Source organism: Prevotella sp. KH2C16, assembly GCF_900113305.1.
Lineage (GTDB): Bacteria > Bacteroidota > Bacteroidia > Bacteroidales > Bacteroidaceae > Prevotella.
The window spans coordinates 69,423-86,346 of sequence record NZ_FOOW01000010.1 but is presented as its reverse complement, the minus strand read 5'-3'; the positions used below and the strand labels follow the sequence as shown (position 1 = coordinate 86,346).

Here is a 16,924-nt window from a genome sequence, read left to right as displayed (position 1 = left end):
TTACTTTTTGTTCTTGATGTCGTTGACGAAGAGAGTTCTCTTTTCTGCGGCAAACTTCTTGAAGTCTGCCTCCGACGGGGCACCCGGATAGGACATGTAGGTTTCCTTGTGCTGATCCCATGCGTTCCTCCAGAAAAGCACATAGCTGAAGGAGTATTCCCTTGCCACGGGCCAGAACACCTGCGAGAACCAGTTCTCGTCCGGCAGTTGCTGTGCTCCCGTCTCTGTAAGAGCTATCAGTTTCTTGTGCTCTTTGCCGACTTTTGCCAGGCGGGTTAGTTCCCGCTTGAGGTTTCCCTGGTATTTTGCATTGTCGGCCTCGAAGTCATACAGGTCGAACCCCATCAGGTCTACATACTCATCGCCGGGGTAATATTTCAGGAAGTCTTCGTCTCCGGCATTGGGCGAATATCCCCAGACGAGGTTGTCGAGCTTGTATTGTCTTGTGAAAACATCGTGGGTATAGACGAAGAGCTGCTTGAATTCTTCCGGCGTGCAGCTCTTGCTGCCCCACCAGAACCAGCCTCCCCCCATCTCGTGCCACGGACGGAAGACGACAGGGATGAGCTTCCCGTCCTTGTCCCTGAGCGACGAGAGGAACTCGGCAATCCGCTTCAGCCATGTGTTGAACTTGGCATGCTGGCTGCCTCCTGCAAGTATTTCCCTTACCGGGAATCCGGAAGGATCCCAGGCACTCTTGCCCGTAACGGGGTTGTCCGGATGCCAGCTTATCTCGATGATGCCGCCGCGCTCGTGCTGTCTTTTCACTTCCTCGCGGATTCTGGGGAACGGAACCTGGTCAAGGCTCTTCTCCTTTCCCTGTTCGAGATGCCCCAGTTCGAATCCCATCAATGCAGGATAGTCTCCCACGACATCCTTTACATCACTGCGTCCGAGCTCCCATTTCCAGTCGTGCCCATAGACAGGGTCGTCCTGATGGCCGACCATGATTCCAGCCCTTTGCAGTTTTTTCATTCGCTTGATGAGCTTACGGGCGGGCGAGCCGCTGAAAGCCGACAGACTGAATGCGAGTAGCGTCATTGCCAATAGAATGGTCTTGTGCATGATTTACTTTATTTTCATTTGTTCTAAAAGCCAGTTCTGCCATTCGTCCCACTGCTCCTGATACCAGTAATGGCCTGTTAGCTGATAGAGGCTCAGCGTCTTCGGGGCCTTAAAGACATTATAGGTTCCGTAGGCAGAGGTAGGAGGAACGACCTCGTCGTTGTACCCGAACGAGAACCATCCCGGACATTTGATGCGGCGGGCGAAGTTCACGCCGTCGTAATAGCGTGCTCCCCTGATGCGTTCGCTGCTGGGATTCTTCACACGATAGAAGTAGTGAGGCCATCCGCCTGCCACTCCCTTGAGTTCTGATTCATAGTCGCACATGGCGCCATGGACGACTCCGCAGAATGTAACCCTTTGGTCAAGGGCCGCGACGGCCAGCGAGAGGAATCCCCCCTGACTGGAGCCGCTGACCCCCAGGCTTGCCCCGTTCCATTCGGGGAGCGACGCGAGATAGTCTACTGCACGGACTGCACCCACGACCACACGCTTGTAATAGTTCCTGTCCGGGTTTTCGAGGTTGACATCGTAGTAGCCGTCGAGACCGGCGGTGAACATCTCGTCGTAGACGCTTTGCTCCATGGTGACGGGAATACCATGGATTCCGATTTCAAGCGTGATGGCTCCTTGCGCGGCTGTCCACACATCGCCGTGGTATTGGCGGATGCCGGCACCGGGAACGCGGAGCAGGGCGGGATATCTGCCCGCTTTCTTCGGGATGCAGAGAATGCCGTAGATGCGGCCGTTGGGGCGGTCGTTTACGAAGCTTACCTCATACACGGCCACATCCTTCGTGCTCCGGTCGGGGAGTGGGGTGAGGTGTGGGTCGAGGTCGAATTTCCGCGCGTCGTCGAGCGCCTTGCTCCAAAAGGCATCGAAATCAGCCGGACATTGGGTTGCCGGTTGTATCTTCTCGGGGGAGAAGCCTGCCATGCAGAGCCCTTCGTAGTCCTTGTCGCCTACATGGGCGGTAACCTTGAGTTGGTAGAAACCGGGCTTGCTCATCTTTCCTGAGAACTTCATGGTTCCGTCTTTCAGGGTTACATCCCGCTTTTGGATGTCGGGATACATGGCCGGGCCGGCCTCGTAGTCCACCCGTACATTGTCCAGCAGGGTGCCGGAGCGGAGCACATTGACGGTGAACACGGCCTTCTCGCCTACTTTGTAGTTCCAGTCTTTGTGGTCGGGTTGTATGGTAACCGTGATGTTGTTGCCGCGGATTTGAGCGCTGGCAGGCGTCAGCGCGAAGAGCGTTACTAATAAGAGCAGATATTTTCTCATGTTGTTTGTTTTTTTATAGACTGTTTACTGTCGGATGAGCCGGTAGGCTACCACATCGTGGGAGGGCACGGTAATCCTGCGTTCAACCTTGGCTTTCTTCGAGGTCTTTCCCTCGAAGCGGTGCGTCCAGAGGTTGCGCACGCGGTAGACCTCCGCGTCGAAACGGGTGCTCCTCCCTGATACCTCCTCATCGGTGAGGTTGAAGTCCTGCCAGTTGAGGGCATAGGTGATGGCTTTCTTCGTGGGATTGAGGATGGTGAACGCCCAGTCGCCGCCGGCAAGGGGCTTGAACCAGAAGTCGAGTCCCCGCTCCGAGCAGAAGTGCAGGCCCTGTACGCCCAGCGTGTCCTGGTCCACGGCTATCATCTCCCGGTTCAGTATGATGTCCCGGGTCTCGTCGCTCATGCCGCGGATGTCGTTCCCGAGGATTAGCGGGCTTGCCATCATGCACCACATGGTGAAGTGGGCGCGGTCTTCGCTCGCCGTCATCCCGTTGCCCACCTCCAGCATGTCGGGGTCGTTCCAGTGGCCTTTCCCGGCATAGGCGCGCAGGGTGTCGTTGGCGTGGATGCAGTGCATCACGCTGTACTGGACGGAGGTGGGAAATACGCGGAGCGAGTCGAAGGAGCACCAGATGTCGGGTCCTATGCGCCAGCTGTGGCCGATGTCGCGCGCCCAGCGCCACGGCTTGGCCGTACCCCATTCGCACATGGAGAGGAATATGGGCCTCCCGGCGGCTCTCAGGGCGTCGCTCATGAGCCGGTAGGCACCCATGGGGTTCACATTCTCGGTGTTGCACCAGTCTTCTTTCAGGTAGTCTATGCCCCAGCGGGCGTATTGCAGGGCGTCCTGGTATTCATGTCCGAGCGAGCCGGGCATGCCCGCGCAGGTCGCCGTCCCGCAGTCGGTGTAGATGCCCAGCTTCATTCCCCTGGCATGGACATAGTCCGCCAGCCACTTCATTCCGTGGGGAAACTTGCTGCTGTCAGCCTGCATGAGGCCGTCGGCATCCCGCTTTCCGTGCCAGCAGTCATCAATGTTGATGTAGGTATACCCGGCTTCCTTCAGCCCGCTGGCTGCCATGGCGTCGGCAATGCCCGTGATGATCTCCTCGTTGATGTTGCCCTGGAACTTGTTCCAGCTGCTCCATCCCATCTGAGGAGTGTCGGCTATGTGCTCCCATTTCTGGGCGTCTGCACTCAAGGCAAAGGCTGTAAGGAGCAGCAATAAAATACCAGTTTTCTTCATTTTTTAGGTTTTTTGCTCGGTTTTAATCTTTTTATCTTGGTGCAAAGATAAAGTATATTTCCTAAAGCACATAATATTATTTTGATAAAAAGTGGCACTTTGATGCTTTTTTTGATATTCCTGCGCTTTTCTTATCCTGTCCTTTTCGTATGATTTTGGATGTTTTTCCAGGTGGGGGAAATAGTGTCAGAAGTTCTCGAAATAGCCGGCGTGAGGGTGTCCTGATGCCTCTGGAATCACCTGAAACCGCTTCTGAAACGGTAAAAGGCGGCAAACAGCACCGCTTTTGGTGGCCTTTTACTCTGCTCTTGGCCGTCTTTTACTCTGCTCTTAGCCGTCTTTGGGCAGGCCTTTCAGCCGCTTTTTACTCGGAAAAAGTGCTGCTTTTTGCTTCTTGGTAATTTGTTTTGTTCTTTTTCTTTCTGATAATCAGATGGTTGTGAAATCCTTCAAAAAAGAGCCGTTTTCAGTCCGAATGCCTCCTCGGTTTCATGGAAGGGCTTGTTTTTGCACCTTTCCATGTTCTTTTGGTACGATTTCTCGTATTTTTTTCTGTCATGTAGCACGGAGTGCGGAATAGTGCAAGAGAATTCTCTCTTTTCCCCCTTATCCCTCCTTAAATGTACTGGTTTTTCCTTTAAGTTGATACAAGTCAAGCAAGATAAGGCAAGATAATATAGAATCATGCGTTTTATATCTTTTGCAAAATAATGTAACTTTTAGGTAAAAAAGTATTATAATGTTTTGAAAATAATTGTATATATTTGCAGCGAAGTTTATATCTTCCAGGCAAAACCTAATAAGGAATCTACTGATAAATAAATAATGTATATATCTAAACATATTTCTATGAATCTAAAAAAGCAAAGATTAGTGGTGCTTGCAGGGCTGTGCTCATGCCTGCTCGTGGGCTATGCTCCCAAGGCTCACGCCGTGAATGAAACCGGCAGGGCTGTCCAGCAGCAAACTAAGAAAGTAACAGGTACCGTATCGGACGCTCAGGGTCCCATCATCGGTGCCACGGTTCGTGTGAAGGGTAGTCAGGTTGCGACGGTTACAGACATTGACGGTAACTACTCAATCAATGCCCCTCAGGGCTCAACGCTTCAGATATCCTATGTCGGTTATGTCAACAAGGAGTTTAAGGTGGGAGCCCAGTCCAGGTATAATGTTACTCTCGTGGAGGACAACAACAACCTCGATGAGGTGGTTGTCGTAGGTTATGGGGCGATGAAGAAGAGCGACCTTGCCGGTGCTTCAACCTCCTTGGACGAGAGCACCTTGAAGTCTGCGCCGGTTACCAATGTCGACGACGCCCTTCAGGGTCGCGTGGCCGGTATCCAGTCATTGCGCACATCCGGTCAGCCGGGTTCCGCCATCTCTGTGAATGTGCGTGGCATTGCCACGGTGAATGCAGGTACGGATCCCCTTTATGTCGTGGACGGCGTGATCTGGCAGGGCGGCGGCAACAGCGGAGCAAGTCTCGGACTCGGCGATGCGCTGGGTAATGGTACCCACTCGGCCGTCTCCCCTCTGTCATTGCTGAGCCCTCAGGACATCGTGAGCATGGAAGTGTTGAAGGATGCCTCGGCCACCGCCATCTATGGAGCACAGGGTGCTAACGGCGTGGTGCTGATTACGACCAAGCGCGGTAAGGCTGGCGAGGCAAAGTTCACCTATAACGGTTCGGTTACGGCTTCCCGTCAGAATCGTCGTTTGGACATCCTCAACCTCCGTGGCTTTGCCGAGTATTATAATGACATCGTGGCCCAGGGAGAGATTGCGGCTTCTCAGGCAGATCCTGCTTACAGCGATCCGTCTATCCTGGGTATAGGTACCAACTGGCAGGACGCCATCTTCCAGACGGCTCTTTCCACAAAGCATCAGCTGAGTGCAGAGGGTGGTACAGACAAGGTAAAGTACTATGTCTCCGGCAACTACGACAAGCAGGACGGTACGATCATAGGAAGCAACTTCAAGCGCCTTGGCTTCCGTACGAACCTTGACGCCCAACTCAAGAAGTGGTTGAAGCTTGGTGTAAACCTCAGCTTCAGCAAGACGCACGAGAGTCTGAAGCTGGCTGACAGCGATGAGGGCTTGATCAACTATTCCCTGAATACTCCTCCTGACATTCAGATCTATAATATCGACGGTGGCTATTCAAGTGTTTCCAAGGAGGGATTCATCAATCCGAACCCGATAGCCATGGCTCTTGAACAGGATATCCTGCTGGATCGTCAGGGCCTGAACGGCTCTGTCTATGCAGATGTTACTCCTATCAAGCATATCACCTGGCATATCCAGTATGGTTTTGACATCAACTCTTCAAAGGGCGACACCTTCGTTCCCGTGATTCACTTGGGTACTTGGAACAGGGATAAGAACCAGAGCCGTATTCAGAAGAACAGCGGATCCTATTGGTCGCTCAACAACTATGTAACTTATGCTAACCAGTTTGGCAAGCACAGCGTTTCTGCCATGCTGGGTCAGGAGGCTTGGGAGTCTAAGTATGACTACATGTCGACCACGGGTACGGGGCTGCCAAGCAATATCGTCCACAACCCCTCACTGGGAACCGGCGACCCTATGATTTCCAACGGATGGGGAAGCAGCTCCATGGCGTCTTTCTTCACTCGCGAGACCTATAACTACGATGACCGTTATCTGGCAACTTATACCTTCCGTTATGACGGCAGCTCCAATTTCGGTCCCAACAAGCGTTGGGCTCCTTTCCATTCGATTGCCCTTGCATGGCGCTTCTCCAACGAGAAGTTCATTCAAGACTTTGCCGGCAAATGGCTGAGTAATGGCAAGCTGCGGCTTGGATGGGGACAGACGGGAAACTCCAACATCGGTGGATACCTCTGGGGTTCCAGAATGTCTGTAATGGGTAGCGGACTTGGTACAAGTTATCGTCCGGCCAACTTGAAGAACCTTGATATCCAGTGGGAAACACAGGAACAGTTCAATGTGGGCCTGGACCTCGGTTTCCTTAACAATCGTCTGAACATCACCGCCGATTGGTATCGCAAGGAGTCAAAGAACATGTTGATGATGCTCAACCTGCCTTCTATCATGGGTACGAGTGGAAATGGATCGTCTGCCCTTGCTGCGCCTTATGGTAACTATGGCGACATCCTGAACTCCGGTATTGAGGTTACCATCGATGCGAAGCCTGTCTATACAAAGGACTTCGACTGGACAGCCAATGTAAACTTCTCGGTAAACAAGAATGAGCTGAAGAGTCTGAGCGGCAGTGCGGCTCTTCTGGGTTATGGCCAGTGGTCGGATCCTGTATCCCGTACCGTTCCCGGAATGTCTCTCTATCACTACTATGGCTATGAGGTGGTGGGCGTTTACCAAAGCTTTGAGGACATCCTGAACTCACCGGTAGATACTCGCCAGCAGGCTAACCCTATCGTTGTAAATGCAGACGGCACAAAGTCGTGGAATACGGATCCCACGAGATATAGCCGAACCAACACCACTTATGTGGGCGACCTGAAGTTCAGGGATGTAAACAAGGATGGCGTTATCGACGACAACGATAAGACCGACTTGGGCGATCCGATGCCAAAACTCTTCTTCGGCATCAACAATACCTTCCGTTACAAGAACTTCGATCTCAACATCTTCTTGCAGGGTTCTGCCGGCGGCAAGGTGTTCAATTACCTGAAGAAAAACATCACTCACATGAACTCCATGTGGCAGAATCAGCTGAGCGAGGTTGACAAGCGCGCTCGCCTTACGGCCAAAGACGGCAACCTCACAGGAAACTGGTATGACAATATTGCCAATGTGGTAGTTGCCAATCCCGATGCCGTTTTGCCCCGCGCTTCTCTCAACGACCCGAATGATAATGATGCTATCAGCAGTCGTTATATTGAGAGTGCTTCCTATCTTCGCTTGAAGAGCATTACTCTCGGGTACACCTTCGACAAGAAGCTTATCCAGAAGATCGGCTTGACGAATCTTCGCCTGAGTCTAAATGCCACCAACCTCTTCACCATCACGGGCTATGACGGTTATGACCCTGAAATCGGTCTGTCTACGGCAAGTTCGAGTGGCAGTGTATATAACCTCGATAATGGTCGTTATCCATTGCCGACAAGTGTAACATTCAATGTAAACCTGTCGTTCTAACAACTTAAACAGAATAAAGAAATGAAAGCTAAATATATCAAAATAGTTGCGGCTATGTTATTCATGGGGTTGGGATTCACTTCTTGTGAGGATTTCCTGGACCGTCCCGTGGACGACAACTATAATGCCGACAACTTCTACCAGTCGGACGAGGCATGTAAGTCAGGCGTGAACTACCTGTATAACTCCCCTTGGTATGATTTCCAGCGTGGTTTTATCAAGGTGGGTGAAGTGATGTCGGGCAATATGTACTGGGGGGCCAGCCCTTACCTGAATTTCTCTGTGAACGGTTCTGATGTTGACTTGGTGAACATGGCATATTCTCTTTGGGCTGTCATTGGCCATGCCAACACCGTATATCAGTCGTTGCAGGGTGCCACGGCTTCTGAAAATGTGAAAAGACAATGCATGGGTGAATGCCTGGCCTGGAAGGCCATGGCTTATTTCTACCTCGTCCGCACCTTCGGCGATGTGCCTATCGTGCACAACAGCTCAGAGACGCTGGCTTCTGGTAAATATAACGACATGCCTAAAGTTGAGAAGGCTGATGTATATGAATATATCATCATGACTCTTGAAGAGGCGATGGAATTGCTTCCTAAGACAAAGAGCACGGAGGGGCGTATCGATTACTATTGCGCCGAAGGTCTGCTTTCAAAGGCTTACCTGACAAAGGCGGGTGTAACCGGCACCCTTAACAAAGAAGACCTGCAGAAGGCCGCAGAGTATTCCAAGGATGTGATAGAGAACTCTGGCCGCGTGCTCATGCCTAACTACGAGGATATCTTCCGCGGCAGCAACAATGCGAGCGATGAGAGTCTGATTGCCTGGCGCTGGGCCGTAAGTGCTCAGTGGACTTCGCAGAACACCTTGCAGAGCGACCTTGCACCGGAAGGATTTGACGAGTACGGTGATGTATGGGGAGGCTGGGGCGGCCCTTCGCTCGATTTGATAGAAGCCTTCGGTGTTTCTCCCATGGACAATCCTGCTACCCGTATAGACAAGGATGTTCGTCGTAAGGCTACTGTCATGATGGCCGGCGACACCTATCCTTACTTCTGGAGGGATCATACGATGAGCGATGGCAAGAAGGGATTCAGTTATCTCCAGTTCTGGTATGACAAGACTTATAATGTCTCGGCTACTGGTGAATGCCAGGGGCCTTGCGGCGGAAACAATGTAAAGAACCTCTATGGTGATGCAGCCGACCATGAAGCAGAGATGGGCTCTTCTGCGGCAAGAATGGCAAGTAGCCTGGCTACTCATATCCTCCGCCTTTCTGATGTCTACCTCGTAAACGCCGAGGCTCATGTCCTGATTGACGGAGGGACGACTTCTAACGCTGACGCCTTGAAGAGCTTTAATGCCGTCCATCAGCGTGCCGTATCTGGTGATCCGGAGATGAAGTCGCTCACCTTTGATGATGTATGGAAAGAGCGCCGTCTGGAGTTTGCCGGTGAAGGCGACCGTTGGTATGATTTCGTCCGCCGTGCTTACTACGATGTAAATTCCTGTATCTCTGAAATCAAGGCTCAGAAGCGTAATGCACTCTGGGGATGCAGTGCCGTTTACAAGAGGTATTATGAGTCTGGCGTATGGTCCTACAATGAGGCTGATGGCGAAATGCAGTACGATGCAGCTACTGCTCCTCCTAATGTGAACGAGAATACTTTCCAGTTACCATTCCCCACGAATGATGTGGCACTGAATCCGAACCTCGGTTCTAACGCAAAGCCTATCCATGTTGATGTGCGTACAGAGTATAGCTATTAATCAAACATAGAACATATAATTATGAAAACTAAGAATATTAAATGGGCTTTCATGCTGGCTTTGGCAGCTGTCGGCACCATGTTCACTTCTTGTGAAGATGAGCCTGATAAATATGAATCGACTGGCGGACATCCCACGGTTTACTATATTCGTCCGGCTGCTGTGGCAAGCAAGGATTCGCTCCTTGTCTCTGCCTCGATGGAGCAGATGATTTGTTTGGTGGGCGATAACCTTAGAAGTATAATGGAGCTTTATTTCAATGACCAGAAGGCCGTGCTGAATACCAGCTATATCACAGACCATACTTTGATAGTTACAGTTCCAAAAACCATCCCTTCTAATGTAACAAACAAAATGTATATGATTACAGCTGATAAGGATACCATTCCTTATGACTTCTCTGTAACCATCCCGGGACCTTCGGTGGTCTCATTGAGTAACGAGTGGGCAGCTGCCGACGAAGAGGTAACCATTACCGGAGACTACTTCCTGGATTACGAAAATTCCCCATTGACAATCAATGTGGGCAAGAACTATACTGTTCCTCGTGAGAATATAATAAGTATCACAAAGACAGCTATCACTTTCAGAATGCCTGCTGACATGCCTCAGCACGAGGAGATTTCCGTTACTACTATTTATGGAACCACTAAAGGATCTTTTGAGTATATGGATGATCGCGGTATGCTGTTTGACTTCGACAATCCTTATCCTGGAGGATCGGATGTTCTTGGCAACAACGGGTGGCACAGTCGTCCCATTCAGAGCGATGATACATCATTGAGTGGCAATTACATGATGCTGGGTGGCCCTGCAGCTTCAATGGGTGCCGATGGCGGTTGGAACGATGGAGATTTCTCATTCGAGTATTGGGCTGGCAACTGGGCTGACCCGGAGACTTATGCCGGTCGCCCTCGTCTAAATGATGTGGCAGACTTTACTGACTGGAATAACATGAGCCTGAAGTTCGAGATGCGTGTTCCTTCAAGCAACCCTTGGCAGTCAGGTCCTATGCAGATAATCTTCGGCGGTCCAGAAGTGATTTCCCAGGGCAATGCGGGTGTGAAGGATATATATGGAGCGACTCTGGGTGGTGCTAACAATACTTGGTTCCATGAGCAGGGTAAGATAGGTAGGGCGATTTACATGCCATTTAAGGCCTCTGGCTCTTATGATACTGGCGATAAGTGGGTAACAGTTACAATTCCATTGAGTAGCTTTACGCTCGACTGGGATGGTAATGACTTGAAAAAAACCACCTTCACTAAGCCTTCTGATTTTGCAAGTCTGAACATTTTCATGGTTAGAGGTAATTATGATGACAAGACTGTCCTCCCAGAAGGTGCGGACTGTCATCCAGTAGTACAGATTGATAACATCCGTGTGGTTCCTAACAAATAAGTCTTAAACTGAAATCCAATATGAAAAAGTATTATAATGTATTAGGTCTGTTGATGGTAGCCCTTATGGGGCTATCGTTGACAGCCTGCAGTGACGGAGATGATTTGAACACCGACCAGTACGGAAACGAAATCTCCCTGAATTCCTTCGGGCCTTGTCCTGTTCTGCGTGGCGGTACCTTATATTTCTATGGAGTTAATCTGGATCAGATTACAGAAATAGATATTCCGGGGGCGGATCCAATCACAGCTATCAATGTTATCACTTCAGGTCAGCATAGTCAGATTTCTATTCAAGTGCCGGCGGAGAAGTGTGATACGGGTCTCGTTACTTTGGTTACAGCTAAGGGTGGCCAGATAAAGTCAGTTACTCCTATAACATATCGGGAGGATATCACTTTGAGTGATCTCTATATCGGGCAGCAGGGTAACCTTGCAGGTAATGTAGGCGATGTAGTTACCATTAAGGGCGATTATCTGAACCTCATGCACGGAGTAATCTTCGCGGGTAATGATACGGTGAGGGAAGCAGAGTTCGTCACTCATGACCGTTATACTATTCAGGTCAAGATTCCTGAGTCAGCAGCTTCTGGAAAGTTGATTCTTACGGACCTTGCCGTTGAGCCTGCAGAACTTGAGACAGAAGATGCAATCACCATTACTCTGCCAACAGTTACTAAGTTGACTCCTACGGATCCAAAGGCCGGTCAGACCATTACAATTACTGGTACGCAGCTCAACCTCATCGCTGCTGTTGTGTTGCCAAACAATGTAACCATAGAAGCAGAGGATTTCACAACGCATAGTGCTACTACCATCGCATTCAACCTTCCTGAGACCGTGGGAGATGGAGAGGTTTCCCTGACAACCAAGTCGGGTGTCCAGATTCCTGCCGGGAATATCATAACCGTAGTTCCTGGCGACCTGAGCGCTGCTCCTGCCCCGGTGAAGAATGGCAAGGAGATCACTATTAGTGGCAAGGATCTTGACCTCGTTACTGGTATAGCATTCCCTAATGCAGACGGCACATTAAAGTCTGTTGCTGCTACAAAAGTGGTTGCTGTTGTTCCGGGGACAGCTCAAGAGGGTGATATAGCCTTGACCCTTGCAAACGGTAAGACTGTTACAGTAGCTTACACATTGGTTAAGCCTGTCGTAACTGGGGTTACTCCTGCAACCGTAATGGCTGGCAACAAGATCATGCTGAGAGGTACAGATTTAGATCTCGTTGTTTCTGTAACATTCCCCGGGGAGTCTCCTGTTACGGCCGATGACGCTATTATCAATGCTACTGCTATCGGCGTAACGGTTCCGGCTTCTGCCGTGGGTTCTGGCTGTACACTTAACTTGAAGAACGGTAATACTGTTTCTGTTTCTGGTCTGACAATTACTGCTGCTACCGATCCTGTTCTTTCAGAGCCAGCAGAGGGTGTTCTTGGCGAAAATGTAACGGTAAACGGTAAAAACTTCAATAATGTAGAGCAGATATTCATCGGAGAGACCAAGGTTACCAAGGTTATCAGCCGTGGGGATAATGCCATGACATTCCAGATTCCAGCTACTGTAGCAGCCGGAACTTACGATCTCATCTTCGTAGGTCCTGACGGGACAAGGTATGTAGGAGGTAAGATTATAGTGAATGCTCCAGAGATTGATTTGTGGACAGGCTCAGCTGGTCCTATCGCCTGGGATGGCACGGGTACTGTGGCCATTGCTGATAAGGCCTCCCTTCTCAGGCCGGGTTATACCCTTGGATTTGATTTTACTCCAACTCCAGGCTCTTATTACCAGATTCGTCTGATGGGCACATGGTGGACAGAGTTGCCGTCATTCCAGGCTATATATACCGATAAGGCCAACAATGTAAAGGAATATAAGGAAAGCGATACGGGAGACTCTTTCGTATTGACTCAGGCTGATATCGATATCATTGCACAGCAGGGACTTCTGTTTGCTGGTAACGGACTCACAATTACACGAGTTTATTACAAGAAATAGGAAATAAATCTGTAACTTTGTGGCGCAGTAATCAAAAACTACTGCGCCATATTTGCCAAATCTAAAAACCTGGTTGATGAAAAGATTACTACTTATTTTATTGACATTTATCTGCACTATAACAGTTTTAGCGGATAATAAACAACTCATCATTACTTTTAATGATGGCACCTCCCAGGCTTTTGCGTTGTCAAATCTTCCTGATATAAAGATGGAAAATGACAAGATGACTATCAAGGCAGGGGAAACGACTGCGGAGTATGACCTCTATAAGGTCAAAACCTTTACTATTGGCGAAGCTACAGGTATTGAGGGAATTGCCTTGAAAGGTTTTACCATGGATGGGAACAAATTCATAGTTCCGGGTGTTAACAATAGTATCAGACTATACTCTGTCGACGGAAAGAAAGTCGAATTGAATCAGATGCAGACAGACTCTGCTTCTTTCATCAGTCTGGATGCTCTCCCAAAGGGTGTCTATATTATCAGCGCTAACGGAAAATCAGTTAAAATATTGAAGAAATGAAGAAACTCTTATTCTCTATCGTTGCGCTCCTTATGGCATTGAATGTGTCGGCTCAAGCAGATACCGATGTATATACCGTACATAAGACAGATGGTACCTCAGAGCAATTTTCAATTAAGGATAATAATCATCTGAAATTCACAGATGCTAATACATTAGTGAATTACATGACTGGTTTTGAAGACTGGGGTGCTACGGGAACTTGGAATGTTTCAGACATCAAGAGCATTACTTTTGATGTTTTCCATCAGGATCCTATAGATGTAACAGGCGTGAGTCTTGCCGACGCTCAAGCTTCAGATGAGGCCAAGAAGCTTTATAAATATCTACAGCTGGTGTATGGCACCAAGATTCTTTCTGGGGTTATGGCTAATGTGGCATGGAATCACACGGAGGCAGACAAGATTTATAGTTTGACAGGTAAGTATCCTGCCATCAACTGTTTTGATTTCATTCATATTACAGTTCCTAATCAAGGTTCCAATGGTTGGATTAATTATAATGACATCACTCCTGTCACGGAGTGGGCAAGTGCGGGTGGCATTGTAAGTCTGATGTGGCATTTTAATGTTCCGAAGAATGAGAATACCAAAATCGGCGCAGATGGTTCCGGCACGGGCATTAAAGCCGGAGAGACCACCTTCAAGGCTGCCAATGCGTTGGTTACTGGTACTTGGGAGAATCGGTTCTTCATGGAACAGTTGGAGAATGTTGCCAATGTAATGCTTAAGCTCCAGGATGCTGGTGTCGTGGCTCTTTGGCGACCATTCCATGAGGCTGCGGGAAATTCAACGGAAAAGTCTGGCACTTGGGGCAAGGCTTGGTTCTGGTGGGGTGAGGCTGGTGCTGAAACCTTCAGGCAACTCTGGCAGACAATGTTCAACTATTTCGCCACTAAGGGAATCCATAACTTGATTTGGGAATGGACCTCTCAGAACTATAATGGCGATGCTGCAAATTATAATAATGACTACGGCTGGTATCCTGGTGATGCGTATGTCGATATCATCGGCCGCGACCTTTATGGGACGAATGCTACTCAGCAGGTAACGGAATACAGACAGCTCAAGGCCCAGTTTCCAACCAAGATGATTACTCTTTCGGAGTGCGGCATAAATGGCAATACGCCTACGGCAGATGTAGGGGATGCTTGGGATGCAGGTGCTAAATGGTTGAACTTCATGCCTTGGTATGGTGCCTCTATGCCTTCTGATGCTTGGTGGAAGAAAGTTATGGATGAAGGAGTCGTAATCACCCGTGATGAGGTAAATACAGACGCAACTTATATGGCTGAGCCAGCCCAGAGTGCGGTTGTCAACTTTGGTCTGGGTTTCAATCTTGGCAATACGCTCGAGGCAAATGGTATTGGCAAAGGACAGGACTTGGCGAAGTATGAGACACAGTGGGGACAGCAGCCTACGACACAGAGCCAGTTGACATTTCTGAAGAAAGAAGGCTTCAACTCTGTCCGTATTCCTATTACCTGGTATGAACACATGGATGATGCCGGAAATGTGGATGCTGCATGGATGGGGCGTGTAAAGGAAGTGGTAGACTATGCCATGAATGCAGGCTTGTATGTCATCATCAATGTACATCACGATACGGCTGCAGGCAAGGGGGCTTGGATCAAGGCTGATCCTGCGGTTTATGCCGCAACCAAGGATAGATACAAGAAGTTATGGACGCAAATAGCCAACGCCTTTGCCGACTATGACCAGCATTTGCTCTTCGAGGGATATAACGAGATGTTGGATGCAAGCAACACCTGGAACCAGCCTCTGGATGCTTCAAGTTATACGGCTTTGAATAATTATGCACAGGACTTCGTAGATGCTGTGCGTGCCACTGGCGGCAACAACGCCACTCGTAACCTCGTAGTAAGCACTTATGCCGCTGCCAAGGGTGTGGAGGTATTGAACAACTTCACCATCCCGACAGATAAGACAACGGGCCATCTCGTTGCAGAGGTACACTCTTATGATCCCTGGAACTTCATTAATGACAAGGATACATGGGACGACGAATGCCACATCACCTTGACTAACATTTTTTCGGATGTGTCTAAGAAGTTTGATTCCATTCCTTTCATCATCGGTGAGTACGGGACGGCCGGTGCTGCGGATGCAAATGGGAATGAGACATCCGTAAACAAGTCTTCTGCTCCCGAGAAAATCAAGATGGCAGCGGATCAGGCTGCTGACATGGTGCGGCAGGCCAAGGGGAAGAAGGCTGCAACCTTCTATTGGATGAGTATCTTCAATGGCGCAGACCGTACCGTCCCTCAGTGGAGCCTTCCTACTGTCGTAGAGGCCATGAAGAAGGCCTATAATGAATAAACGGAACCCATGAGGCAGAAAATAGTCTATAGTCTTCTGTTGACAGCCATACTCTTTTCATCTTGTGGCAAGAAGGCAAAGAAGTCGTATGATGAGATTGGGAATGCAGGCTTGACAGTCCGCACGGAAAATTTGCAGGCAAATTTGCGCTCTTTTGCCAAGCAGGGAGTCATAATCGGTCAGCAATATGCCACCTTGGAGGGAGTGGGATGGGTGAGCGATACCATTGAGCGTAGTGATATTCATGGAGTTTGCGGCGATTTTCCGGCATCTTCTGGCTACGAACTTTTAGGATTGGAGCATGGATGGTCTATGAACAGCGACTCCTTGGATTTTAGTGTAATTCGTGAAGATGCCCTGCGACTTTTCAAGAGAGGTGGGCTGATTTTGATGAAATGGACGGCTCCTGACCCCAGGGGTAATGAAAAGACTCTTGATGATTGGGTGGGGAGAATCGCCCGTTATCTGGCTTCGCTCCAAAACGATTATGGCATCAAGGCTCCGGTTGTCTTGTTTCTTTATCCCCAAGAGGGAAAGTCATGGTACGATAATCTGTCAGACGAAGCGTATAAGGATATGTTCGAACACACCATTGACAAGTTGAAAGACCTCGATGTAACCAATGCGCTCTATGGATACTCCTGTAATTCCGCGGCCTTGAAGAAGGGTATAGAGGACAGATTGCCCGAGGGCGTAGATGTCATAAATATGACGCTGTTCGGTGATAGAGACACAAGAGAATCCAAGTCTCTTTCGTCTTCTTTGCCTGAAAGCCTGAATCTGTTGAAACAGACGGCGAGCGAGCACCATCTGGCTCAAGGGCTGACAACGGGAATGGAAGGCTTGCCTGACAGCACCTTTTTCTCAAAAACATTGCTCCCTGCGATTCAGCAGAGCGGGCTTTCATACATACTTTTCGGCCGCAATCATGGAGATTTCTCCGAGGGGTACTGCTATACACCTTATCCCGGTTGTGGAAATGCGAGGATTAATGACTTCATGAAGTTTTATAATAATCGTACGACGATATTTCTTAAAGAATTGAACGGCTTGTATCTTAACGGGAAATAGTGTTTATGGCAACACATTATATGTAATAAATAATCTTTGCAGGTTGTCGGTAGTAATGACGGCGGCCTGTATATAGG

10 protein-coding genes are annotated in these 16,924 nt (G+C 49.3%); 7 read left to right on the top strand and 3 right to left on the bottom strand.

What is annotated here, in order from left to right; all coding sequences use genetic code 11:
* From BM114_RS08450 to BM114_RS08440, 3 genes are read right to left on the bottom strand one after another with little or no spacing between them, the layout of a single operon-like run.
* Entirely contained in the window at positions 1-1,065 is a 1,065-nt protein-coding gene (locus BM114_RS08450; RefSeq protein WP_092112407.1) for a glycoside hydrolase family 26 protein, read from the bottom strand.
* A 3-nt stretch (positions 1,066-1,068) separates the two neighbouring features.
* On the bottom strand, positions 1,069-2,349 hold the full coding sequence (locus tag BM114_RS08445; RefSeq protein ID WP_092112405.1) for an acetylxylan esterase: 1,281 nt from the start codon (positions 2,347-2,349) through the stop codon (positions 1,069-1,071).
* Between the two features lie 24 nt (positions 2,350-2,373).
* Positions 2,374-3,597: a glycoside hydrolase family 27 protein gene (locus tag BM114_RS08440; RefSeq protein WP_092112403.1), complete on the bottom strand. Its 1,224-nt coding sequence runs from the start codon at positions 3,595-3,597 to the stop codon at positions 2,374-2,376.
* Between the two features lie 849 nt (positions 3,598-4,446).
* Between BM114_RS08440 and BM114_RS08425 the strand changes: the two genes are divergently transcribed.
* From BM114_RS08425 to BM114_RS08395, 7 genes are all read left to right on the top strand, one after another.
* Entirely contained in the window at positions 4,447-7,740 is a 3,294-nt protein-coding gene (locus BM114_RS08425) for a SusC/RagA family TonB-linked outer membrane protein (protein ID WP_092112397.1), read from the top strand.
* A 21-nt stretch (positions 7,741-7,761) separates the two neighbouring features.
* On the top strand, positions 7,762-9,513 hold the full coding sequence (locus BM114_RS08420) for a RagB/SusD family nutrient uptake outer membrane protein (protein WP_092112394.1): 1,752 nt from the start codon (positions 7,762-7,764) through the stop codon (positions 9,511-9,513).
* Positions 9,514-9,534: 21 nt separating this feature from the next.
* Positions 9,535-10,914, top strand: coding sequence for a glycan-binding surface protein (locus BM114_RS08415; protein ID WP_092112391.1), 1,380 nt, complete (start codon positions 9,535-9,537; stop codon positions 10,912-10,914).
* A 20-nt stretch (positions 10,915-10,934) separates the two neighbouring features.
* On the top strand, positions 10,935-12,911 hold the full coding sequence (locus BM114_RS08410) for an IPT/TIG domain-containing protein (protein ID WP_092112388.1): 1,977 nt from the start codon (positions 10,935-10,937) through the stop codon (positions 12,909-12,911).
* A 76-nt stretch (positions 12,912-12,987) separates the two neighbouring features.
* The gene (locus tag BM114_RS08405; protein WP_092112386.1) at positions 12,988-13,437 is read left to right on the top strand and encodes a T9SS type A sorting domain-containing protein; all 450 of its coding nucleotides are present in this window, start codon (positions 12,988-12,990) and stop codon (positions 13,435-13,437) included.
* Positions 13,434-15,776 carry a cellulase family glycosylhydrolase gene (locus BM114_RS08400; RefSeq protein ID WP_092112384.1) on the top strand — a complete coding sequence of 781 codons (2,343 nt, stop codon included), beginning with the start codon at positions 13,434-13,436 and terminating at the stop codon, positions 15,774-15,776. The genes BM114_RS08405 and BM114_RS08400 overlap by 4 nt, the downstream gene beginning before the upstream one ends.
* A gap of 9 nt (positions 15,777-15,785) precedes the next feature.
* Positions 15,786-16,847 carry a hypothetical protein gene (locus BM114_RS08395; RefSeq protein ID WP_092112381.1) on the top strand — a complete coding sequence of 354 codons (1,062 nt, stop codon included), beginning with the start codon at positions 15,786-15,788 and terminating at the stop codon, positions 16,845-16,847.
* Positions 16,848-16,924 lie beyond the last annotated feature (77 nt).